This is a genomic window from Candidatus Bathyarchaeota archaeon (genome assembly GCA_026014725.1).
GTDB lineage: Archaea > Thermoproteota > Bathyarchaeia > Bathyarchaeales > Bathycorpusculaceae > Bathycorpusculum.
Window position 1 is genome coordinate 1 of sequence record JAOZHV010000008.1, and the last position, 22,619, is coordinate 22,619.

Annotated in this window: 22 protein-coding genes and 1 tRNA gene; 6 read left to right on the forward strand and 17 right to left on the reverse strand. The window is 46.9% G+C overall.

All coding sequences use genetic code 11. The annotated features are described in order from the left end of the window. From NWE95_00765 to NWE95_00840, 16 genes are all read right to left on the reverse strand, one after another. On the reverse strand, positions 1-594 hold a 594-nt coding region (locus NWE95_00765; GenBank protein ID MCW4002433.1), incomplete at its 3' end, for a hypothetical protein. A gap of 15 nt (positions 595-609) precedes the next feature. Continuing rightward, positions 610-1,626 (reverse strand): hypothetical protein, encoded by a 1,017-nt coding sequence (locus NWE95_00770; protein ID MCW4002434.1) that lies wholly within the window; start codon positions 1,624-1,626, stop codon positions 610-612. Continuing rightward, on the reverse strand, positions 1,623-3,014 hold the full coding sequence (locus NWE95_00775) for a hypothetical protein (protein MCW4002435.1): 1,392 nt from the start codon (positions 3,012-3,014) through the stop codon (positions 1,623-1,625). The genes NWE95_00770 and NWE95_00775 overlap by 4 nt, the downstream gene beginning before the upstream one ends. Positions 3,015-3,016: 2 nt before the next feature. Next, positions 3,017-3,367: a hypothetical protein gene (locus NWE95_00780; GenBank protein MCW4002436.1), complete on the reverse strand. Its 351-nt coding sequence runs from the start codon at positions 3,365-3,367 to the stop codon at positions 3,017-3,019. 3 nt (positions 3,368-3,370) lie between these two features. Beyond that, the gene (locus NWE95_00785) at positions 3,371-3,571 is read right to left on the reverse strand and encodes a hypothetical protein (GenBank protein MCW4002437.1); all 201 of its coding nucleotides are present in this window, start codon (positions 3,569-3,571) and stop codon (positions 3,371-3,373) included. Then, positions 3,568-4,818 carry a hypothetical protein gene (locus NWE95_00790; GenBank protein MCW4002438.1) on the reverse strand — a complete coding sequence of 417 codons (1,251 nt, stop codon included), beginning with the start codon at positions 4,816-4,818 and terminating at the stop codon, positions 3,568-3,570. Before NWE95_00790 ends, NWE95_00785 begins: the two co-directional genes overlap by 4 nt. Before the next feature lie 71 nt (positions 4,819-4,889). Further along, a complete protein-coding gene (locus tag NWE95_00795; protein ID MCW4002439.1) occupies positions 4,890-5,843 on the reverse strand; it encodes a phage major capsid protein in 954 nt (317 codons plus the stop codon). 6 nt (positions 5,844-5,849) lie between these two features. Beyond that, a complete protein-coding gene (locus NWE95_00800) occupies positions 5,850-6,278 on the reverse strand; it encodes a DUF2190 family protein (GenBank protein ID MCW4002440.1) in 429 nt (142 codons plus the stop codon). Positions 6,279-6,356: 78 nt separating this feature from the next. Continuing rightward, positions 6,357-7,463 (reverse strand): hypothetical protein, encoded by a 1,107-nt coding sequence (locus NWE95_00805; protein MCW4002441.1) that lies wholly within the window; start codon positions 7,461-7,463, stop codon positions 6,357-6,359. Positions 7,464-7,543: 80 nt separating this feature from the next. Beyond that, the gene (locus NWE95_00810; protein MCW4002442.1) at positions 7,544-7,738 is read right to left on the reverse strand and encodes a LuxR C-terminal-related transcriptional regulator; all 195 of its coding nucleotides are present in this window, start codon (positions 7,736-7,738) and stop codon (positions 7,544-7,546) included. Between the two features lies 1 nt (position 7,739). After that, positions 7,740-8,297 carry a hypothetical protein gene (locus tag NWE95_00815; protein MCW4002443.1) on the reverse strand — a complete coding sequence of 186 codons (558 nt, stop codon included), beginning with the start codon at positions 8,295-8,297 and terminating at the stop codon, positions 7,740-7,742. 149 nt (positions 8,298-8,446) lie between these two features. After that, positions 8,447-9,403 (reverse strand): hypothetical protein, encoded by a 957-nt coding sequence (locus tag NWE95_00820; protein MCW4002444.1) that lies wholly within the window; start codon positions 9,401-9,403, stop codon positions 8,447-8,449. A 7-nt stretch (positions 9,404-9,410) separates the two neighbouring features. Then, complete coding sequence (locus NWE95_00825) at positions 9,411-9,761, reverse strand: hypothetical protein (GenBank protein ID MCW4002445.1); 351 nt, start codon at positions 9,759-9,761, stop codon at positions 9,411-9,413. A 261-nt stretch (positions 9,762-10,022) separates the two neighbouring features. After that, positions 10,023-10,101: transfer RNA gene (locus NWE95_00830), tRNA-Arg, on the reverse strand. A gap of 19 nt (positions 10,102-10,120) precedes the next feature. After that, on the reverse strand, positions 10,121-11,287 hold the full coding sequence (locus tag NWE95_00835) for a tyrosine-type recombinase/integrase (protein MCW4002446.1): 1,167 nt from the start codon (positions 11,285-11,287) through the stop codon (positions 10,121-10,123). Between the two features lie 146 nt (positions 11,288-11,433). After that, on the reverse strand, positions 11,434-11,661 hold the full coding sequence (locus tag NWE95_00840; protein ID MCW4002447.1) for a TFIIB-type zinc ribbon-containing protein: 228 nt from the start codon (positions 11,659-11,661) through the stop codon (positions 11,434-11,436). Positions 11,662-12,224: 563 nt separating this feature from the next. Here NWE95_00840 and NWE95_00845 point away from each other — a divergent pair. From NWE95_00845 to NWE95_00865, 5 genes are read left to right on the forward strand one after another with little or no spacing between them, the layout of a single operon-like run. Next, a complete protein-coding gene (locus NWE95_00845) occupies positions 12,225-14,009 on the forward strand; it encodes a type I restriction-modification system subunit M (protein MCW4002448.1) in 1,785 nt (594 codons plus the stop codon). Then, positions 14,006-14,656 (forward strand): hypothetical protein, encoded by a 651-nt coding sequence (locus tag NWE95_00850; protein MCW4002449.1) that lies wholly within the window; start codon positions 14,006-14,008, stop codon positions 14,654-14,656. The genes NWE95_00845 and NWE95_00850 overlap by 4 nt, the downstream gene beginning before the upstream one ends. After that, positions 14,653-15,918, forward strand: coding sequence for a restriction endonuclease subunit S (locus tag NWE95_00855; GenBank protein MCW4002450.1), 1,266 nt, complete (start codon positions 14,653-14,655; stop codon positions 15,916-15,918). Before NWE95_00850 ends, NWE95_00855 begins: the two co-directional genes overlap by 4 nt. Before the next feature lie 7 nt (positions 15,919-15,925). Further along, positions 15,926-18,955 carry an HsdR family type I site-specific deoxyribonuclease gene (locus NWE95_00860; protein ID MCW4002451.1) on the forward strand — a complete coding sequence of 1,010 codons (3,030 nt, stop codon included), beginning with the start codon at positions 15,926-15,928 and terminating at the stop codon, positions 18,953-18,955. Continuing rightward, positions 18,948-19,514 carry a DUF45 domain-containing protein gene (locus NWE95_00865; GenBank protein ID MCW4002452.1) on the forward strand — a complete coding sequence of 189 codons (567 nt, stop codon included), beginning with the start codon at positions 18,948-18,950 and terminating at the stop codon, positions 19,512-19,514. Before NWE95_00860 ends, NWE95_00865 begins: the two co-directional genes overlap by 8 nt. Here NWE95_00865 and NWE95_00870 read toward each other — a convergent pair. Next, positions 19,496-20,374 (reverse strand): helix-turn-helix domain-containing protein, encoded by an 879-nt coding sequence (locus tag NWE95_00870; GenBank protein ID MCW4002453.1) that lies wholly within the window; start codon positions 20,372-20,374, stop codon positions 19,496-19,498. The genes NWE95_00865 and NWE95_00870 overlap by 19 nt on opposite strands. A 1,574-nt stretch (positions 20,375-21,948) precedes the next feature. Between NWE95_00870 and NWE95_00875 the strand changes: the two genes are divergently transcribed. Then, a complete protein-coding gene (locus tag NWE95_00875; protein MCW4002454.1) occupies positions 21,949-22,206 on the forward strand; it encodes a hypothetical protein in 258 nt (85 codons plus the stop codon). The last annotated feature ends 413 nt before the right edge of the window (positions 22,207-22,619 follow it).

Genomic DNA, 22,619 nt, shown 5'->3' on the forward strand with positions numbered 1-22,619 from the left:
AATGACCGGTACAGGCTTGCAGGAATTGTCAATCTGAAGTTTCCAAGAGGTAACCCGCTCGCAGTTCACGCCGCCGATTTTGACATAACTCTCGCTGCCTAAAACAGCGCCAGCATAGTCAGTGTATGTTGCCCCTGTAATCTTGGCCGTGCCCACCTCGACGTCTTGGGCTGGGAACTCTGCTTCGCACTCCAAAATGCCGTCTATGTCGCATGTTAAGGTGGCTTTGTCGAATCTTGCGCCCTTGTAGAGTAGGCTTATGATGTCTGTGGCAGAGGCGAATTGGTCCTTGTAGTAGAGCACTTGCAGGGATAGGCTGTTGTTTAGTTCTTGCTTGACGTACTGCAGCAGGTTTATGGGGGCATCCGATGGAATGGGATACTTGACTTTGAGAAGCGGTTGCCTTAGTCCACGTTTGAGAGCAACAACATCAACTGAGCCTGTGCCTGGTACTTTGATGTTGTTTGGGTTTATGTCTGGCTCTAAGCTGCTGCAAGAGTGCCCCAGCATCGCTGGATTTGCTGGAACTACGCCAAAAGTGCCTTCGGTGGCGTAGTAGAACTTTTCTTGGTCGCTGTGATAGGTGTCAACCATGTTTTTCACCTGTGACTATGAAATGGCTACTGACTCGAAGAGCCAAGCCACGATGACAATTTCTTCTTTGTAGAGGAACGGCTTAACGTCGGTTACATCGACATCTCGGTAACTGTGCACGTCGCAAAACGTTATGCCCCGCACATCAACGGTTGCTTGGACGAAATCGCAGTACAAAACGGCAGGCGAAACCCCATCTGACGGGTTAGTGGTCCGTGCCATCATGTAGAGGAAGCCGTCGTCGTTGACGTAGTTCGTGAGGTTTGATGTTAGAGTTACAGTCAGGGTTTCGTCTGTTCCTGAAACGCCAGTTTGTGGATTGCTCCAAGCGCCTGCGATGTTATCCCATATTTTTAGGGTTATACCGTTTCCCTGTGCTGCAAGCCCAAAACCTTCAAATGCCAAAATTACTCGCTTTAAACACTGTTTTCTGGGTTCATTTCGGCTCTCTCCAGCTTTGGAGCCGATTTTGAAGCGGAAAAGCATAAACGCAAACTCACCGTTGCCAGTCGTGCTTTTAGTGGTCCTGAGGTCGTCGCTTCCCCAAAGGTTCGCGTACTCAGGATTTGACAGTTCTGTCCATGCAAGGCTAGACGGCTCAGGCTCGGTTGTGGATATTGCGTTATAGACCTTGTGAGTTGTAGACGTGGAGTCAATTGGGTAGAAGTTGTAGAATGTCCTGTAGGGCAGGTTGCGGTTTTCGGGAATAATCAACAGCAGCTGCTCAAGCGCTTTATCTCGCATTACCCTGCCAACGTCTGCGTTTGCAGATGGCTTATCAACGGTTACTATAGTTGCTCTGAGGGAGTAGCTGCGTCTTCTTAGTTTGCCGTCTAAGGTGTGTTTTAGCTGTTGGCAGGGTTCAGAGGTTTTGGAGATGGTGATTTGGGCGTCGTAATCTTTGAGGAGTTCCCGGTCATAGTTTGCTTGAGAGCATAAGACTTGGGCTAATCCGCCATCATCTTTGACCACTCTAATTCGCGATTCGATGAGACGCAGAACTGTTATGACAGGGTTCTCTGCTTCGCTCAACTTGCTATTAGCCTCCTGGCTATACTTTTGAAGTAGAACCGCTGATTGGCAAATGTGAAGGGCGTTACTGTCTGGATTTCGTAGTCTTCGCCTTGGCGCCTAATTTTGTCGTGCACTCGGACAGGAAGGAAAGTATAGAAAGCCAAGTAGTCGTTTAGGTAGTAGCCCGCTTCTAACATTACTTGCTCAGCTTTGAGTGATGAAACAGCGGTTAGTAAATCCAAAGGTTCGCCATAAGTCACTGTTGTAGCGGCTTCTCGAACAGGATAGAGTGTGACTGTTTCGCCTTTGCTCTTCAGAATCTTGGTGAACTGGGTTACTGGCTCCTCGTAGTGTAGGAAAAGTTCGGCTAGCCAGCAAACCGTGACCATTGCCTGTTTGTTTTCGACATAGCTGTGGTTCGCATGCTTGGCGCCCCAGAACATGAATTCGTCTGCATGCTTGCCGATGATGTCTACGCTGAGTTTTAGGCTTGGCTTGTCGTGGTTTTGGCGGATTTTCCAAAGGATCCCGCTTGTGACGGCGTCGTAGTAGTCGCAAGCTGAGAATCGACCGAGGACGTCTATGTAGCCTGCCCAGCAGACTGCAGGGTCATAGGCTGGATACTTGGCGCTAGCTCGAATGTTGTTTAGGCTGTTGTAGACTTTTTGGCAACTGACACTCCAACCCTCAACCTCGTACAAGCCAATCAAGGCATAGGCAAACGGGTCATCGTAGACCTCATTTTCAGTTAAGCCGACTCTGTGCCATTTGCCATCTGCAGGGTCAAAATCAAGCCAAAGGTTCTCAAAACCCTCTCGCAGAAAGCCTATTGCTTTGCTCATAATGCCCTGGTAGACTGAAGCGTTAGCGACATCGTGTTTTTCAGCTAACACCTTTAGGCCGATCAAGCCATAGAGGCATTCAACGTCCAGTTGCAGAAGCCATGCATCACCAATCGTGACGGCTCTTGCAAAGCCGCCGTAGGCCTGCTGGTCCTGCATGGTTTTAAGGAAAGTTCCACCCGCCAGCTTAGCAGCATCCAAATATTGAGAATGACCCGTGAGTTCATAGGCTCTTAGCAGCGAAGGTATCGTTCGGCAGGCGTCTACGCTGTAGTAGTAGGTGCTGACTTCTGCGCTTTGAAACCCTCCATATGCCTTACGCGCGGGGTCGAGGCACTGCTGAGTGAGAACCCAATCGGCTAAGCTCACGATTTTGGTGTAGATGTCGGCTTTTCTGTCCTCAAACTGTGGGGCAGAGTAGGCTTCACGTAGGAAGTCGATGGCAAAGCTAGCCGCTAAAACACCTTTACCAAAAACGGGGTCTGGCGTGCTGGGTGGAATAATGTAGACATAGGGCGCATAGTCCATGACGAATTGGTAGTAGGCTTCAGGTACAGTTCCCATGGCTAAGCGCTCCCCACGTAAGGCTCTTTGAGGCTGGCAAGAATCCGCTCGAATTCATTTTGCAGAACGGTTAAGCTGGGCAGTGAAGAATTGGAACTGCTTAGGTCGCCGACACTGAAATTTAATCCGATTGCTGAGCCGCCCGTCAAATAGCAGACAGCGTAAATGGCTGCCAAGAGCGTTATGGCTTCTTTTTGGGAGTCAGTGCAGTTTTGGTAGTCGATATCAGCGGAGAGTTCCAGCTCTAAAGTGACCTCTGCACGCTTAATCATCTTTAGAACTTTAACGTCAGAAATATCCGAATCCTTCAGGTTAAGGGCATCTCTGACGTCTTCCGCTGATACGCTACCCATCCTTTATGCAGCTCCTGCGCTTTCTTGCGGTTTGCCGCCGAGCAGTTCTTTGATGCCTGCAATTATTCCGCCAACCATGGAGCTGCCAAGAATGCCTAGCTCGACGTTTCCAACTGGAAAGCCAAGCCCCATCCAAGTAGCCACCGGTGGCAGAACGAAAGCGGCAAACATCAAAAGCGCCTGCTGCTTGTCTGACAACTTCATTTCTGTTTTACCTCCTTACCTTGAACACCCGTCTGCTCTGGTGTGCTTGTGGGTTGGGCGTCCCAGAGTTCCCAACCAAATTTGACCGCGTTCTTTCGGAACTCTTCAGCCCTAACCAGTCCAAGCTCAGCAGCCTTGATCAGGTCGGCTGGAACCAGTTCAGGCGTTTCGGGACTGCCAAAATTCAACCTAACCTTCGCTTTAGCAGCGTCTAATCCTGCCTGAGCTACGGTGATAGCGAAGATTTCTTTCTCTACTTGGCGCTTGATGTAGCGCTGGACAGGTTTTATGAGCATGTCCTGCAGGTCTAAGGCTGCCCTTGCGCTAGCTTCAGTGAAGCCTGGAGTGCTAAACAGCCGTGGCAAAGGCGTTTCACAACCCAGGTAGAATTGGTTGACCATGTGGTCGATGTAATACTCGAAGCGTGCCCGCGGGTCAATCGTTACTGGAAAAACGCCGACGTTTTTGGCGCCGCTGAAAAGCCACTGCCCCTCTTCTGGGCGGTTTTTGATTGCGCTTTCGTACTTTTTGATGGTGTCCTCTTTCTGCCCTTCGAGTTGCACGACAACGTCCGGTCCAGCGTACTTGGTGAATATGCTGGGCAAAATCTTCTCTATCTTAGCTTTCATCCAAGCGTAGGATGGGCGCTTGTCGGTGTCAACTGTTAAGGTGTGCAGGAGAACTTGGAGCAAGCCGACGCCAAAACCAGATGGCACGTCACTGTTAAGATGCCAATGGATAACCGCCTGGGGTTTGAGTTCGTTTCCAGCATTGCCGCCATAAGTGCCTGACAGCTGGTAACCCGTAACTTTGTAAGGAATTTTTAGATTGGGAACAGTGCTTAAGCCAATACGTTGGACTGCGTCGATGGGCATGCGGAGTGAATCGGTTAGCCGTTCAGGAGTGAGTTTGAGCCAAAAATCGTTACCGCAGCCAATCAAAGGCTTTGCCATTTCGTTAAGCAAGCCATCGAGGTTGATGTCTTCACAGAATTTGTCCACGGCTGCTTTGGCTTCGGCGGCTTTCTCGTATTTTTCATCTGCCGTAGTGTAGAACCCCATGCCAACAGTCGAAGCGGCCAGTAGATCCACGCTGCTTTTGCAGGTTGGGTCTCGGTCATAGAGCTTCATCACATCGGCGAGCGGAATGCATGACGTGTCAAAGAAGACTCTGCCGTTTGGAGACGCAACTCCTGAAGCTGGCGCATAGGAAAGTACTTCCTTGATTTTCTTGATGACTTTGCTCATGACGTTTTAACCCTGAAGTTTTTGTTTAGCCCAAAAAAAGAGGGAAAATAGCGTATTGTTTGCCATGGCGTTTAGGTCATGGTTTGCTTAACGTTGGTCATGCGTGCGATAGCTTTGGAGCGGAGAATGCCAGCGCCAAACCGTGTAGTTCCACGTACACCGTACTTGCCAGTTTTGACGTCTTCCCAGTCTTCCACGGTTACATCTCGGCGAAGAAGCATAACTGAAGCCACGCGGATATCGATTGCATACATTGTTCCGTTGGGAACCAGAGTGCTTGACTGTACAGTCATGCCTAGCACGCTACCGATAGTGCCTTGAGCGATGTCGGTCTCATTACTTGGCAAATAGACGGATTTCACAAACTTGTCATCATTGAGCAGTTGGTGCAGTTGCATCTCGTTAATCGCCAGCACGTTAGGATGCCATTTTTCTCTTCGGACGGCTTCATGCAAACTCAAAAGAGACGCCCAACTTGCCACGGCTCCGCCACCAGCTAACTCTGCGCCTGTTGCCAAATCAGCAGCCAGAACCGCGGCGTACAGAGCAAGTATGGCTTCGGTTTCTTTTTGTCCCAGTGCTCTGCCTATGTTGTCGACTGCTTTGCTCATGACGTTCCATGTGGCGTCTTCCAGGTATTCGCGGGTCCATTCGTCTGAGGATTCGGCTAGCTGGTTTGTGTAGATGTCCACGGTTGAGGGTTTCTTTGCGCTTAGTCTTGTGACTGCGCCTTCAGCATAGCGATAACCGACTGCCCCTTCATCAAGTGGGAACCGTTCCATTGCCTCGGTTGTCGGCATGACGGTTATGATGTTTCTACCGATCAGCTCTGGCCATGCGGCGTCCACCATGGTGTCGTGCATTCTGCCCAAGGCGCCTGCAGCATCGCTGAAGAAGCCTTCTTTGACGCCCATCTGCACGTACCGTTTGAGGAATGGGTGGTCGGCTTTCTGCTTTAGCTTCTCGTAGAGTTCCCGTTGGTCGTTTGGCTTAGCCATCAAGTTTTCATAGAGTCTTGGCTTCATTTCGGGTCACTTTCCAACAGTTATGAAAATCAGGTCGCCATCGTTGACTGCGGATTCAAGGGCTGTGCCAAGTTTGCGGTTGTAGAATATGGTGTAGGTTGCAGCGCCGCCTTCGTCTACTGGCTGGTCCACGAGCTGAGAGACTTTGCCGCCTGCAGCACTGCATACAGCTTTACCTCGTGCGATGGCTCCGTTTGCTACGACTTTGACTTTGCCTTTTCTGAGGACTGGGCACATTTCTGTGGCAAGAACGGTTTTGGTTGCGATGCCTATGGCGTCATCTCCGCCTGGGCTTGGCGAAACCTTGTCGTCAGCGCTCAAATAGACGGGTGAACCTTTGGTGATGCCGACTGCGGCTTCAAAAGATTCGATTTGGACTGTTGGGTCGTCGGTTTCTCCTGCAGCTATCGAAGCATTGTCTGTTTTATCGACCATTCAAAATCAATTCAGTTCTAAACTTTGAATTTCCCAAAGTTCGTCCTTTGGTACTCTTCCCCACAAAAGTGAGCAAAATCATGGTTTCTTCAACCTCTCCTTAGCAATAGAGCTCTCCTTGTCAAGCACTCCACGCATCTCTTGACACATCCTCTGTGGCCCCAGATGCCAAGAATGCTCAACCGCCCTAGACGGGAACTTATCCCGTACACGGTCAAGACTTGAAAGGTGCTCAACAACAGGCATCAACGTCGGCGGGTCTTTTAGCAGGTCCACGCCTGGCACCAGCTTTTTGAGTTGCTCAACAGTCTGGTTTGCACCCGCAAGCTTAGTCTCGGTTTCAGCAAGCTTGGCTTTCAGTTGCTCTGCCGTGTTGTCCAAATTGCATACGGAGCTTTCGATTTTGAGTTCACCAGCAGCCGAACACAACTTTTTGAGCGCTTGAGCCTTAAGTTCAGGCGAAATCTTTGTTTGGTCGAGCCGCTGCAGGGCAGCAACGACGTGAGCTTGGTCGAGGTTGCCTTCTGCGTTCTTGTACTCTAAATGCCGTAGGCTGCGTGGCGTGGTTTTGCCTTGATCGTCTTTGGTGCCTCCGGGTTCGATAGCGGCAAAACAATCGTCCGGCAGGTTGTTGACGTAGGCGGTGTCCCATTCTGCCTCTTGAACACCAGCCTTTCGGAGTGCCTCTGCGATTTTTGTATTTACGAGCTTTTCTAAAACTTGAACATTGGTTTCGGGGATGCCTGGAACGGCTACTAGGCTTAACTCAGCGTTGTGCAGGCCATGGGGAACTTTGCCATCCACAACATCGACCGCCTCATAATCAGCACCGACGCTTACATGCTGAACGAGGCCTTTGCGGATTTTCTCGGCGGTTTCCCCATCGTAAATCTCCGCCTCATACCAGAGGTTGTGGCCATCCCAGTCAGTTTTAGTCACCTTGCCGACGGCGTTAGGCACAGCGACATGCTCAATATACACGGGTGCATTGGCCAGTTTGCTTGAAAAGCTCTGCAGCTCCTCGGAAGTGTAGATATTGAGGTTTCGGCTCATACCTGTGCACATGGCCACGCCCCGAATACGCAAGGGCTTACCTGACATGGCTTCAAGAACGGTAAAAGGCAAAAGCGAAGATAGATGTTCCCGAACACGTTTATCCTTGCTGCCAGAGCTCTCTTGAGACATAACTAAATCACCAAGAAAACAATCCGAGAACTACCCATTAATGGATTGAGAGTGCAAATACGCTACTAGCGCAAACACGCTTACACAGAAATTTTTAAATTAAGACTCCTAAAAAACTCCAAATCAGCTTCCGCTTGCTTAATCTTCTTCAAAGCGTTTAACCGCGAACGAGTGACAGTTGGCGCTTCAATCCTAAGCTTGCCTGCAATCCTATAATCATTCAACCCCTCGGACCAATAGCGCAAAATCTTCTTTTCTCGCTCAGTCAACGCCACGTTATTTCTCCTCTTCAGAACCGCTATGTAGAGACACGCCTTCGGCTAGCAAATCCTTCTCCGATACTCTGTAAGCGTCCACACCGAAGCTTGTCATTGCCCAGCACCAACCCCGTCGCTCAACAACAGTCGAATCCAACTCCTTAGCCAGCCGCTTATTCATCCGAACAATCCGACGAGTAACCTGATGACGAGCAACCCTGAAGTCAGTTAGCTTCGCCGCTATGTCTTTAGGCAACAGCCCAGGAGCGCCCGCTTCAAATAACAACTGCAGAATAGCCTTGTCAACCTCGTCACAGCAGGCAGCCTCTTCAATAAGTGACTTCTCAAAATGCAGTGAATCCTTCAAACCCGCAAAAATAACCTTGAGCAACAGCTTAATCTCAGCTACGTCACGGTCCAGTTTCTTGTCCTTAGCAAGCAAATACTTGAGCTTTCCAACTTTATCGGCTTGGCTACGCTTCGTTTTTACCGCTTTTTCGCCTGAAATGCCCATGTTTTGAACAGGTTCTTTGCTTGCTTCCATATCAAAATGCACACTCCAAGAGTTCCGCTTCATGCAGAGCAACCACTTTTAACCGTCTGACAGCTACACCAAATAACCGTAGAAAAGCAACTCCTGAAAAGCATGGACTTTTTCCATGCCCTCGGTTATGTCTCAAAAGGGCTTTTGAACAGGTTTTAACAGCTAAAAACCTAAAACTGAAGCTAAGAAACATAGCTTTTTCCTCCCTCTCCACCTGTCTTGGGTGCCTCTTGGTTGCCGCCTTCTAGACTTCCAACAAGTCGTCCTAAGGCATCCGCAACCTTGGCTAAGTCGCAGCCCATCTTCTCCAACTTTGCAAGACTACCAGAAATCCGTTCCAAATCACTAAGAGCAGTTTCCACCTGACCCTCCAGTTTCTTAACCCGCTCAGGCATCAACAAATATTCAACCGCAGCGTCACGGCCAAGATGATCCAGCTCGCCCTCATCCTCGCCTGGGCTATCATCAATCAACCGCTTTGGCGTACTCACCTCAAAGTAACGGTTTAACAGGTTAGCTACTGGGTCGTCAATACCAAGTTCATGTCGCCTGTTAATTTCGCCCTGTCCCAAAACGCAACCATATTTTGCCATTAAGCCTTGAGCTACTCTATCCGCTGAATTCTTAGCTAAAGTCACTAGTTCCCCGGGACTACGCCCATACAGCGTTTCTACATGAACAATCCAAGATGTCGTCGTATGCCTAACTTTGACGCCTTGCTCTAACCCCAAAAGTGCGGTCCAGTTCTGCATCTCAATCCGCTTAAAATCACCCAACGGATAAACACCCTCACGCAAAATCGGAAACTTGAAAAAGCACCTATGCAACCGAAAGACGCCGCTACTGAAGAGGACGCCCTCACAGGATATGAGAAAATTTTGACCGCGCTCAGTTAACTCATAATCGATGATGTTGCTGCGCTTTAATCTGCGGATTAAACCAGCCTTTTCCAGCTTTTTAACATAGTAAGCTACATGCTGGCGCTTCCATCCACGGGCACGCCCTATCTTGGCAGGGTACATCTTAACCTCGATGCCTTTGAGTATGGGGATGACGCGGGAGCGGACAGTATTGAAGTCAAATTTGACTTTTGACTTTGAAAGCGAAAAATTTTGACTTCTATCTTCAGCGCCAACCAAAACATTTTCACCTCAGCTTCGGAACCACATTTTCCCTAATTCGCTGCCTAAGCGCCTCAATGCCATCGTCGAGCTCTGCCAAACTCAGCAAGCGTTTACCGTGGAAATCGGCTAAAGCTGCCCTCAAGGAATCGCGGTTTTCAACAGTGTCTTTTATGCGAAAGAAAGCAGAGATGCCAGAAATGCCCTTGACAAGGACTGGCGCCATCATGACTTCGAACTCATCGTTTTTAGGAGTCCCAGGCGCAAAATAGCAGTGCTCCAAATACTGCCCAAAGCCGCCGTTGTAGCCAAAAACAATCCAGCGCTCATCGGTCAGCCAATCAACAGCGTTTACTCTGCTAAGAACCAGATCCAACAAAGCCCTCCTTATGCTGGATAGTCTGCCCTCTCAATTTGAACGCCGAGCAGGCTTCACTTGATGCTATACGATTGACTGATTTCTTGCCCTTCATGGTGGGCTCGCTGCAGCGTCCGCACCAAGAAACGCAGTCCATACAGTAGAAAACTTGACTACTTAAAAACTCAGAATGCGCCCAGTCAGGACTTAACCTGTCTGGAGTAGGTTGTCTAGAAAAGAAAAAAGGGGAAGAAGAACAGGATGAATTCGAGTCAAATATGGCGGGCCCGCTGGGATTTGAACCCAGGACCTCCGGCTCCGCAGGCCGGTGTCATAATCCGTACTAGACGACAGGCCCATTTGATTGGACTACGGTACTACGTACCTAAATATGAAGTTTTTAGTTTGCGGAACAGCTTTGAATCGTTTATGTCAGTAACGTATTGGAACCCTGCTTCTATGAGTTGCGTTGCTTCTTCCACTGTTTTGGCGACTTTGCAGATGTATTCTTCGTTTTGCGGTAGAGCGAGCAATTGAGTATAGCGAAGTGTCGTTTTTATGTTTCTGTGACCGAGCATTTTTTGGACGTACAGGAGGTCTTTTGTTTTTGCGTATTCTGTGGTTGCTTTCCAGTGTCTGAGGATGTGGAAGTGGATTTGTAGTAGTTTTGGGTTTTGTAGTCTGAAGGCTGTGCGTTTTCTTTGTTTCCTAAATGTGCGGTCTAGGTTTCTCATTGAGGTGTATTTCCAGATTCTGCCTTCGTGTTCATGCGGTTGGACTGCGAGCATTTTTAGGAGTTTTGGCGAGATTGCGAATGCTCGGGGGTTGCTGCCTTTTTCAGGTGTTATGCGTATTGTGCCGGTTGTTAAGTCGATGTCGGTCCATTTGAGGTTGAATGCTTCTCCTCGTCTTGCGCCTGTTTCTTTTAAGACTTGTAGAAAGAGTGCCATTTGCCTGCTTGAGCCTGCGATTAAATCGTCGATGTCTTTTTCCGTTGGGATTGGCGGTATTTTTTCGATTGGGTAATACTTTGGTTTTTCCCATGTTTGCCCTTGCATTTTTAGGAAGAGCGTATATGCCTTAACAAGGTTCCATTTTCTGCCTTTTCCGCAGTTTTGTTTAGCTATGGCTTCTTTAACGCTTTCCGGGTCGTTTAGGTTTGCACCGTTTTTTGCGAGCATCTGCAGGATTTTAAAGTATGTTTGAGCAGTGGTTTCAGCGTATCCTTGCTTTTCCATGTAGCAGAAGAATTGAACGACTTTGCCCTTCATTTCTGCGTTTAATGCTACTGTGGCTCCCGCTAGCCCTTCTCTTAGCGGCTCTATTGCTGCCAAATTTTTCACTTGCCCATGGGCGAATGGTTCAGCGCCTATTTGGCAAATAGAACCTTTACCAGAAGTCATATTAAATGATTTGGAGCCACCCTTTTCTGAGAAACGGTAACCGCAGTCTCGGCAGAGATACCTCTGCACATCGCCCGAATCGGTTTGGCGAACACCATCCTTGTATAGTCTCTGCGATGTGCACTCTGGGCAACGTAGCAAATGCTTTTTCACCTGCAAGAGAGGTAGGTTTAGATTGAGAATTTATTCTGGGAGAGTTAATTGGCCATCGTACTCCCAATACGTCTTCTTAAACAGGTCATACGTTGATTGAGAAATATCACTCCAGTTGTTGTTTAGAACCGCAACTACTGAGTCGTTTTCAAAAAGGGTATCGCCATCTTCGTCCTCTTTGCCACAATTAGAGCAATTCTAGTCGTAAACTTCCTCTTCTTCCATGGCTGAAAGCGGTATTTTGATTGTCCTATGAGACCGCATTTAGCACAGGTCGAAATGCCTGGAGTGGGATAATCCTCTAAATAATCGATTGAGCCACATTTAGGGCATAGTCTGATTTCGTTCGATTGCATTTGCATAACAATTTCTCCTTATGTTTTTAACGCTTCTCCAATTCAACTAAATGAGATAACGAGGTACACAATTTGAAAAAGCGAGTTGAGGATTGCTCCTCAATAGTACACATTTTTACCCCAAAAATATGCCAGTAGTTGTCCAGACCACTTATTCGTTGAGGATTTGTTGAAAGAGCCAGGGTTATACTCATAAATCACTTAATTGTTTTAGAGCGTCAAGACTGTCTTGCGCCATCACTGGGCTTGCTGTTAGGCGCTCACCCCAGCCAGCCACGGCGGGAGACAGCTAATTAGGTTAACACCTATAATTAGCAGAGTTACAGCTTGCTATTAAGGCTATTTGACAGATACGTGTAAATTTCGTGCTTTGCGGAGTGTGCCTGCAAGAGGAACCAGCGAACTAAATTTTAGAGAATAAGCCTTGCTTGTCTTTGCTCAATAAAAGGGGTAAATGAGCCGTTCAAAGCCAAAGACTTCGTGATTAAATAAGTAAAATAGATTTAGCTTATCTAATAAGCGCAAATTTTATATGCTTAGATGTCGTAGCTTGCTTGGTTGGATTCCGAATGAAAAGTGACATGGCAGAATGGATAAACCGCCGCTACAGCCTCCTCTGGGACGCGTTTAGCGACAAACCGTTTAGATTTGAAGATGCAGCCAAACTCCTAATGGAAAAAAACAAAGACGCTTGGGAACAGGTACCCGTTTTCCTCTCGCAGCTGCGCAAAGCAGGCTTTTTGTCTGCTGAGTCTGATGCGAGGGATGCACGGCAGAAACTTTACCGCCTCCACAGCCGCGAAGCAAAAATCGCAGAGAAGCTGGGCCGCGGAGACATCGATGCCTTGCTAAAGCGGGCAGCCGACCTCATCCGCACCCGCGTGGACTACAAGTTCATCCTGATTCTGCTCTTCATGAAACGCATAAGCGACAAATGGGAAACCGAGTACGAGGAAGCCTACAAAGAGGCGCTAGCCGACGGCCTAACCCCAGAAGACGCCAAAGCAGAGGCAAAGCGTGACGAGTACCACCTCTTCAACCTCCCCGAAGAATACCTCTGGGAGAATCTGCGCCGAAACGTCAGCGGCCTAACCGAACAATTCAGCAAGGCACTTAAGGCGATTGCCGAGCGCAACCCCGAGCTAAAAGATGTTGTGGATAGTGTGGATTTTGTGCAGTTTGCCAGCAGCCGAGAAAACGCCGAAACGCTGCGCCAGCTTGTCGAGCTGTTTAGCGAGAAGAAACTCAATCACGTCAGCGCCGATGTTTTGGGCGATGCTTACGAGTGGATTCTCCGCTACTTCGCGCCTACTAAAGCTAAAGAGGGCGAAATCTACACTCCCCGAGAAGTCATCAAACTCCTAGTCGAAATCCTCGACCCCAAACCGATGGAAAGCGTTTATGACCCTGCTTGCGGCAACGGCGGCATGTTAATTGAAGCCTTCAAACACGTAGAAGCCAAATACGGTTTCGAGGAGACGCAGAAGCTGTTTTTGTTTGGGCAGGAAGTTAACCAGCGCACCATCGCCCTCGCCAAAATGAACATGTACATTCACGACATCCGCGACGCCCACCTCGAGTTTGGCGATACTTTCCTCTACCCCAAATTCAAAGAAGCCGACACAATCAAGCCCTTCGACGTAGTTTTAGCGAATCCGCCGTGGAACCAAGACGGCTACGACGAAGAAGTCCTCAAAAAAGCCGAGTTCTACAAAAAACGCTTCAGCTTCGGTTTCACCCCCCGCCAAAGCGCAGACTGGGCATGGATAGAACACATGCTCGCCTCCGCCAAAGACAACGGCAGCAGAGTCGGCATAGTCATAGACAACGGCTGCCTCTTCCGAGGCGGCAAAGAAAAAACCATCCGCACCGCCGTCCTCAGCGCCCAGCACGACCTCGTCGAATGCGTCATCCTCCTACCCGAGAAACTCTTCTACAATACAGGCGCACCCGGAGCAATCATAATCTTCAACCACCACAAACCCGCCGAACGCAAGGGCAAAGTGCTCTTCATAAACGCCTCCAAAGAAGCCGAACAGCACCCCGAAGTACGCAAGCTCAACCGCCTCTCAGACAGCAACATCCAAAAAATCGCCGACGCCTACAAACACTTCACTGAAGAGAAAGGCTTCTCCCGCATCGTCACGCTGCAAGAGATACTGCAAAACGACAGCAACCTAAACGTCACGCTGTATGTGATGCAGGATGAGGAAAACGAAGGAATCAACATAGCCCAAGAATACGCCGAACTAAAAGAACTAGAAAAGCAGAGACAGCAAGTTACAGAAAAGTTGGAAGGCTATATTTTAGAAATAAACCAAGCTTTAGGTGAAGTTGGAGGTGAGCAAGCATGAGTCAAGAAAAAGACGCTTGTATGAAGGCAATTCTAAAATTTCTCTATGATGTTCATGAGAGCGCTCGAAGCCTAAAAAACAATCGTGCATCTATAAGCGAATTGAAACAAGCATTAAAAAAGCTTGGTTACAAAGAGCAGGAAATAGTCAGTAAACTTGACTTTTTGATTGAAGCAGGCTGGATAAAGGTTGAAAAGGATGAGTATGAGTTTACAACTCCGAGAGGATTCACAAGGAAAGGCGTCAAGGAATATTACAAAATTTCCGACACGGGAATCAACTATTTCGCTGGTCCTTCCGAGTTTCAGAGAGTAGAAAAATCGATTTCGGGCATAAACATCAACAACGTTAACGGTGTAACTATAGTTGGAGATAGTAACTATGTTGTGAACAAACAATATTTGGACTTGTTCAGAAGTTTATCATTTCTTTCAGAAGTTGTGAGAACATCCTCTGAACTTACCGATGAAGAGAAACTAAACTACGTTAAAGATATGGAAACAATCAAAGACCAACTGTCCAAGCCATCCCCTGACAAGAGTATCATAAGGTTGGCATGGGAGAAACTAAAGCCGCTGGCAACTGTTGAAGGAATTGTTTCCTTTTTCAAGTATGCTTCAGAAGCAATAGGAGCATTACTAAAATGAGCAAAGTGCAACTTTATCGAGAAACAGTGTTTCAAGAATCACCTATAGGTAAAATCCCAAGCGACTGGCTAACTCGAACCACCGATGAACTATTTACGGTTGAAACAGGAACTACCCCTTCAACAAAAGAAGAGGCTTACTGGAAAGATGGCACAGTAAACTGGATAACACCAACTGACCTGAGCAAGCTGGATGGAAAACTGCGCATAAGGGGAAGCGAAAGAAAGGTCACAGAAAAAGCACTAAAAGAATCAAATTTGACACTAATGCCAAAAGGCTCCATAATCCTGTCAACCCGTGCACCAGTCGGCTATGTGGCTACTTTAGAGGAAGAAGCTGCTTTCAACCAAGGATGCAAGGGATTAATACCCAAAGACACAGGGCAGATATTCACAGACTTCTATAGCTACTACCTATCAAGCAAAAAGGAAGTACTCCAAAACTTGAGTTGCGGAAGTACTTTTTTAGAGCTAGCAAAAAACAGGCTGGAAAAGTTCAGCATGCCCCTTTTCCCAATCTCTGAGCAGAGGGCGATTGTTGGGGTTTTGGGTGTTGTTGACTGCGCCATCGAGCTTGCTGACCGCATAATTGCCCAGACGGAGCGGCTTAAGCGGGGGTTGATGCAGCAGCTTCTAACACGCGGCATAGGACACACAGAAACCAAACAAACACCAATAGGAAACATACCCAAAACATGGCAAGTTGTCACGCTTGGTGAAGTTTGCGAACAAAGAAATGAAATGTTTCAACCGACGGAAACAGACTCTTACACGTTTGTTGGGCTAGAGCACATCGGTTCAGGCGAAGCAAAAGTGAGGAATTATTCTAAAGACGCATCTCTAAGAAGCTCCAAATTCAAGTTCTACTCTGGAGACCTATTGTATGGCAAGCTGCGACCTTACCTTGACAAGGCCGCCTTGGTTGATTTCGACGGAATTTGCTCAACCGATTTACTGGTTTTGAAAAACAAAGAGGTCGTCTCAAAAGAGTTTCTTGCATATATTCTCCATTCAAAAGATTTCCTTGACCATGCAATAGCTACAACTTCTGGAACTAATCACCCACGAACGTCTTGGAAAGCTATTAGCAAATTCAAGTTTGCACTACCCCCCATACCCGAACAACAAAGGATTGCTGATACTCTTTTCACAGTTGATAAGAAACTTACAATAGAAAGTCAAGAAAAGGCAAAATTGGAACGAGTTAAGCGGGGTTTGATGGATTTGCTTCTTACTGGTAAAGTTAGGATTAAGGTGGATTGATTAGGGTATGCCGTTGTTTAGTGAGAAGTCTTTGATTGAGGATTATTTTGTTGAGCAGTTGGTGGAGCGGAGCGGGAAACGTTGGAAATTTGTAGCCGCCGACGAATTGGAGCGGGAAGCCACTGAGGAGCCGTTGCTGACTGCCGCGTTTATCCGCGCCCTCAAACGCCTAAATGCCGACATCTGCATTGGCGATGATGAAGTTAAGCAGGTCCTAAACGAACTCAAGCTCCGTGGCAGCGGCAGCGAGGATGCAAAGAAAATCCTCAACTACCTAAAAGACGGCGTCCCCGTCAAATTCGAAAAAGAACGCGTTGTCAAATACGTTAAACTCTTCGACTACGACAAAGTTGCAGCTAACGATTTTGTGGTCAGCCGCCAAATCACCCACCAAGCCGCAGACAAGCAAATCCGAAACGACATAATCCTCTACGTCAACGGCATCCCGCTGGTTAACATTGAATGCAAGAACCCCGCCAGCTTAACCGAAACATGGTACAACGCTTTCATGCAGATACTGGGCTATGAGCGGGATGTTCCCGAACTCTACAAATACATTCAACTGGGCGTGGCATCGGATAACAAAGCCAAATACTTCACGACGCAGCCGTGGCAGCAAAACGGCGAACCCCGATACTACGAATGGCGAGACGCAGGTAAAGACTCCATAGACTCCACAATCCAGATGCTCATGCCAGAAACCCTCCTAAACATCATCCGCAACTACCTCTTTATCCGCATCGAACGGGGAGCCACAACCAAAGTCGTCACCCGATACATGCAGTACCGCGCCGCCGAACAAATCAGCAACCGCGTCTTGGGCAACATTGAGGGCAAAACCGACAAAACCAAAGGCTTGGTTTGGCATTGGCAGGGCAGCGGCAAAACCTTAACCATGATTTTCGCCGCCAACAAACTCTACCGCCACCCCACATTGGCGAATCCGACGGTGTTTTTTGTGGTGGACCGCGAAGAACTCGAAGGGCAGCTCAGCGACGAATTCAACGCGCTAGACATAACCAAACCCGAAGTTGTAGACTCTATCCATGCGCTGCGGCGGATTATTCAGCATGACGAGTACCGCGGCAAAAGAGGCATATTTATCACGCTTATCCACAAGTTCCGCCCCGAAGAACTAGCCGAACTGCAGAAAGAACTTGATACCCTGAGCAAGACACGGGAAACCATCCAAAACCGCAAAAACGTCATCCTCTTCATAGACGAAGCCCACCGCACCCAATACGGCACCCTAGCCGCCCAAATGAAGGAAATCCTCAAAAACGCCCAACCATACGCCTTCACGGGCACCCCAGTCGCCAAACAAGGCCACGACACCTATGGCGAATTCAGCTATCCCCCAGACGAGAAATACCTCGACAAATATTTCATGACAGACAGCATCGAGGATGGCTTCACTCTAAAAATCGCTTATCAGCCTCGGCTGGAGGAGGATGTGCACCTCAAAAAGGACATGCTTGAAGCCTTCTTGGAAGTGAACATTGAGGAAATCCCCGAGAACCTCCAGGATGTGGTTGAGGAGAAGGCTAAGCAGAAACTCAACATCGCCAAAGTGTACCTGGAGAACCCTGACCGCATCAAAAAAGTAGCCCAAGACATTGCTGAGCACTTTAAGGAGAATTTGGATGGCCGATTCAAAGCCATAGTCGTCGCCGTGAACAGGCTTTCATGCGTGCGGTATAAACGGGAACTCGACAAGCTACTGCCAAAAGAAGCCTCAGAAGTCGTCATGACCTACAACCCCCTCAAAGACCCCAAAGAAATCCAAGACTACCTCAAAGAAGAAATCAGCCGCAACCACGGCAAAGACATAGAAGACATCCGCAAAGAAACCATAACACGCTTCAAAGAAGAGCAGAACCCAAAAATCCTCGTCGTAACCGACATGCTCCTCACAGGCTTCGACGCACCCATCCTGCAAACCATGTATCTCGACAAACCCCTCAAAGAACACCGCCTCCTCCAAGCCATCGCACGAACCAACCGCCCATTCAAAGACCTCAAAGAAGCAGGCCTAATCATCGACTACGTCGGCATCCTAAAAGAATTCACCCGCGCATTCGAAAACTACACCAAAGAAGACATCAGCGGCATACTCATCAACACCGACGACCTCGTCAAAGAATTCACCCAAAAACTCGACGAAACCACCCAGCTCTTCGCCGACGTACCCAAAGACCAATACGACCGAGAAACGATGAACAAAGCCTTCCAAACCATAACCACCAGCGAAGAAGCCACCAAAAAATTCCAAGCCAACTACAAACGCCTAAGAAAACTCTTCGAGCTACTAGGTCCACACCCTATTAAACTGGAAAAACTCAAAGACTACGCATGGCTAACCCAAATCTACAACTTCTACCTCCACGAAACCCGCCAAGACCTAGCCAAAGAAAACGCCTTAGCATACAAGTACTTCCAGAAAACCCTCAAATACGTCTACAAATCAACCGACGTCAAAGGCATAGACGAACAATACCCACAAATCGAATTCGACGCAAACTACCTCAAAAACCTCCAAGAGAAACTCAAAACCAAAGAAGAAAAAGCCGCCAACATCCTCTTCACACTAAACCGCTTCGTCAAAGTCGACGAACAACGCAACCCAATCTACGAGGACTTAGCAGACAAAGTAGAACGCCTCCTCAAACTCTGGAAAGAAAAAACCAAAAACTTCGAAAAAATCTACAACGACAGCGCCGAAATCTTCCAGCAAATCCAAGCACGCCAAGCACGGCAGAAACAACTCCAATTCACAAACATGCAGTACGCCATATTACTGGACATGGAAAAAACCATCCCCAACCCCGGCGACCTAACCAAAGACACCCAAGAACTCGCCACCCAGCTGCAACCGTACCTGTTCAAGGGCTGGCAATACCAACAAACCGCCAAAAAAGCAGTCGAAAGCACAACCCGCAGATACCTGAGAAAATACATAAGACAAAATAACCTCTCGCTAGCTGACTTAGAAACGCTTTACCAGAAGATTATTGATAGCGTGAAGAGCTATGCCTGAAACCCCCCAGTACAGCTTTGAATACCGAGATGTGAAGCATCCCCGGTGCGAGTTCAAGACGGGGTCGCTTTTGATTGTGCTGCCTAAGAAGGGCTGGACACCAGAGCAGGTGCTGGAGAAGTATGGGAAATGGATCAAGCGCAAACAAGCAACGATTAACACGGCGGTACAGCAGACTAACGGAACTGCCCTCATCAAAGACAGAACAGACAAAGAACTCAGGGCACTCGTGCAAAAATACGTTGAAGCTGCCCAAAAAGACCTCAACACAAAAATCAACAAAATCTACTACCGCAAAATGACCACTAAATGGGCAAGCCACAGCCAAAACAGCAACCTAACCATAAACACCCAACTCAAATACCTCCCAGAAAACCTCATCAGCTACATAATCTACCACGAAACCGCGCACAACATCGAAAAGAGGCATAACGAAAACTTTTGGGCGCTCGTAAACAAAAAGCAACCTGACGCTCAAACAAAAGAGGCAAGCTTGCTAACGTACTGGTTTCTCATTCAAAATAACCTAAAGCAATCCGTTCAAAAAACTGTTTCTTGAGTAACTTTCTCACCACAGCGCCTATTTAGAAGTTCAATTATTTGCTCTATAGACGCATGCATTTCTTTTAGTTCTAAATTCAAAGACTCAACCTTCTCCTCGATTGCATTAACTTGTTCAGGCATACGCAAATAATCAACTGCATTTTTAGTTCCAAAATAATCGATTTCTCCTAAACCTTTGCTGCGGTCAATCTTAGCTTCTGGCGTACTAATCTCAAAGTACCGGCTGACAAACTCGGCAACTGGGTCATCAATCGCAAAATGAGGTTTTCTGCAAAGCTGCCCTTCTTGCAGTAGACAATGGTATTTCTGCATTAACGCTTTGGCTGTTCTGTCAGCAATAGTTTTAGCCGTATCTTGAAGCATCGAAGGATTTTCGCCATACAAGGCGTCAACGTTAATGATGACGCTTGAAGGGGTGTGCTGCACATTCACGCCGCCTTCTAAACCAAGAAGCGCCGTCCAATTAATCAACTCGACTTTCCGCCACTCGCTTGGCCAAACCCCGTCTTGGAGCAAGCCATAACGGTATTTAGCGTTATGCAACCGCCAAATCTTGCTGCCGACAAGCACGCCCTCAGCCCTGTCGAGAAAGTTTTTACCTTCATCAGTAACTATGTAGCAGACCGAACTGCTTCTTCTTTCTCTGTGGATAAAACCGACTTTTTCCAGTATATTTGTGTAGTAGGCAACATGGGGCTTGCTCATTTTCAACATACGCGCAATCTCGGCACTGTACCTACCTGCAGCTAAGAGCTGAAGGATAGGAACAATATTAGCCCTAACACCCTTAAAGTTCAATTTAACTTTTAACTTAGGGCTAACTTTGTTTTTACTTTGGTTTTTTTGTTTACTCAACTTGATTCACCTGTTATTTTGATACAGTTTTCTGAGGCGCATGAAAAATTGTCAAGCAACTGGAGTTGAAAGACCTTTGGTTCATTTTGCACCAAAGGTACGCCTGCCTGCAGGCGCATAGAAAAATTCCAAGTAACTGGAATTGAAAGCATACTCGCTTTTTTAGAAATTGCTAGATTCATGTCAAATTGCCGCTTTTATGTTAAAATATAAGTTTAAAGCGCTGAACAATAGGAGTTCATTGACGCTGTATTCTGCACTTATGCCTCTAAAACTGCAATCAAAACTTAAATTCATCACTTTATTGAATACTTTCTGTACAAAACTGTCTATATGTTATGCTTCACAGTATATTATTAGCAAGTCGGGGAGTACGCTTTAAGGCATTGCATTATAGCAAAGGGCGTACCGATCAAAACAGCGAAAGACAGGTACGTGAAAAAGACTTTGCTTTAATGGGCTGCACAGCAATGTTGCATGGAAGCATTGAGCAACATGGTCAAAGCGGTGAAAGACCATGGAGCGTCTAAGACAAGGCTTCAATGGGCCGCAAACAACATTAAGGCTTAGACCCGACTTGCACTTAATTATGAAATTCAACAGCTTCTGTTTTTGACCACTTAGCTTTCGGTTTAAAGGGATGGCTTTGCTTAAACAAATTGAAGAGACACAGCAACAGATGTCGAACCATAAATTAGGCCAAAGTCACCTTCAGCAAACCCTGGAAAGAAATCTTTTATGTTTCTTATGTTCAATGAAAGTACTGGTTTAGATGGTGTTAGCTCAATTAATTGATTTTTACTCACGTCTATTCTACCCTTTATCATGAAGGTTACAGCAAAACGCTTTTTCGCTGATAAATCAAGCCTTCAAAAGACTATCCGCATCACTAGAGATTACGGTGAAAGTAATCTATCCAAATTCCTTATGAAAAATTGACTACACAACCTGCTATGATGAAATTAATTCATTTGCGTTTAGCAAAAATATTACTATTTAGGTTTATTATTCAGACTGGTTCAAGCCAGTTCCGAGAAGTACAGATTCTCCTATTAGCTATTCTTAAACTTAAACAACTTGTCTGCGGGCACATCTCGACACATCGCAAACATAATACACACATAGATGAATCCACGTCGCCGCCTTTTAATTCGTACACTTCGTTAACCTGAACTGGGCAAACTCGTTTACAGATACCACACTTAGTACATTTTTCTTCTTCTTTATTTAAACGCAAAAGCGGCACCGCTTTTAACCACCTAAACCTATTGATAACCGCAACCGATATGCCCGTTGGGCAGAACCTGCACCATAACCGTCGCACCTTAAAAGATACCGCTAAAATTGACAAAACAAATAGGTAAGATAAGGGCTGAGATAGTTCTGTATTCCTTAAGTAAAGCAGGATTTCCCCTACATATGGAAAGGTTAAGCTTAGCTCGTTTACTTCTAAGAGAGCACCAAAAGGCGACTGCCATGGTAGAATTATCGGCTGAAGCGGTTCCAAAAGAAAAGCATATGGTGTAAAAGGCGGGCGCATCCAAATAAAATTCAGGGCGTCAGAAGGTGAAGCGGTGCCCAATAAAAAACTTGCCACAGGCAATGCAAGAATTATCAAAGCAATTAAGTACCTGCTTTTATGCAACACTAAATTTAAGTTGTCTGGCAATCTCCAGTGGCGTATTCTCAATACTTTCCGCAGCAAGGTTATTGCGTCAAGATATAGTCCAAGAGGGCAAATCCAACCGCAAAAGACACGACCAATTAGCAAGGAAGGAAATATGATAATGACTAAAAGCAACCCTTTCCACACCCCCACTATTGAAACATAGAAGATTAAAAACCAGAATACCACTTGTACACTGATTCTTAAAAGGCTAAATCGCCTAGTCTTATCTCTCAACCATTTCAGCTATAAATTCACCCATTGGCTATGGCTAAACTAATTTTATATGTTCTTTATGTGCAATAATTGAGCCTTTTGTCAGTTAAAGTGTTTTCGCAGTTCCATGTAAAAGTACGGCGCCGAAGTAGTTAAGCAGGTAGATTCGAGTTTCTATGAAAGCAGTTTTAAACGAGTCTTTGCAACTAGGTCAAAATGTCTTAACGCTAAATTTCAAAGTTGAACTTGGCTGTTTTATGGTGTTTCTTAGACTTTCAAATGATGCTACGATTAGAAAAGTCAACATAGTTCAGAACGCGCTACATTGAAATTGTGGTTTGCTGAGGCTCTAGCACCAAATTA